The 1,206-nt window shown below is 38.0% G+C and carries 2 protein-coding genes; both read right to left on the reverse strand.

Annotation, left to right across the window (positions count from 1 at the left end; genetic code table 11):
• Positions 1-609, reverse strand: a 609-nt coding sequence (locus tag ACS8FD_RS15505) for a glycosyltransferase (RefSeq protein WP_439276509.1), incomplete at its 3' end; no start/stop codon positions are given.
• 21 nt (positions 610-630) lie between these two features.
• Positions 631-1,206, reverse strand: a 576-nt coding sequence (locus tag ACS8FD_RS15510) for an O-antigen ligase family protein (RefSeq protein WP_439276510.1), incomplete at its 5' end; no start/stop codon positions are given.

Raw genomic sequence — 1,206 nt, forward strand, 5'->3', positions numbered from 1 at the left:
AATAAGCAAAAACCGTAAAGGCTCATCGGTGACAATAGGTACAACATTGAACTCATCCACATCGACACCTGATCCACTCACTACACAGGTACGTGTCTGTGAAGAAACAATGTTTAATTCGTGAAATAATGCCTCGTCATCGTGATTTTGAAAAAACACAACTTGACAATGACGCAGTGCTGTACGATACAAGCCTTGAGCAATAGCACGTACCCTTTTACGCTTATTGCCCTCTCCAGTAAAGGCAAACCCTAAACCGGTAATCAAGGCAAACCGCTTCGGTACACGCGCTAACCAAGCTGCAAGCGTTCCATAGATTACAGGCTTAATGGTATATCCCATCATATAATCTGGCTTGATTTTTTTCATTAGAGCATAAAGCGAAAACAAAGTCTTTGTGTCCGCTGCTGGGTTAAGACCCGTACGTTGCATCGAAACACTATGAGGGATTGCGCCTAATGCTTTTAGCTCAGACGTTATAGTTTGGTTTTCTAACAGTTCTGGAGCAGCCACATGAACCTCTAACCCTCTATTTAACAATGCAATGATAAAGGGTTTGCGAAAACCAACTAAAGAGTTGGCAAAACCAGCTATAATTAAAAACTTCATAAGTTACTCTATTAAAGGATATTAATGTTCGACCAAAAGCTCTCTTCTACTTTCGTTTTGTATTTTGTAACTTTCACCTTGTACTCTATAACCTAGATAAACTAAGAGTATTGGGTAAATAGCTAAATAGTTAAGTACAAAAAAAGTCGAGCTATTTGTTGATAAAGAAAATATGGTTGCAAGAGACATAATTGTCGCAGCTTTAAATCGAGCATTATGCTTGGATGTCATCCATGTCAAGGACAAACAAAACAAGGTAAAAATAAAAGTGCCAATAATTCCGAACTTCATCAATATCTCTACTAATCCATTATGGGCACTAAGCTCATGGCCATCAAAATCAAACTTAACACCATCAAAACCTAATCCCAACATAGGCTGGCTTTTAAATCTTTCAAGCGCTAATTGCATCAATACGTCACGGCCATTGTAACCGGTGTCCAATAGACGTGAGTCAGATGAACTCGCCAAACCAGAAAAACTACCAGACGCCCATTCTGCAATTTCAACGGAATAAATAGATATTCCTAATACAGATAGTAACAATACAAGTAGAGTAAAAAAATTGCTTTTTGGAAATATACTCACAAAAACATA

It is taken from the genome of Psychrobacter sp. 1U2, from assembly GCF_051847575.1.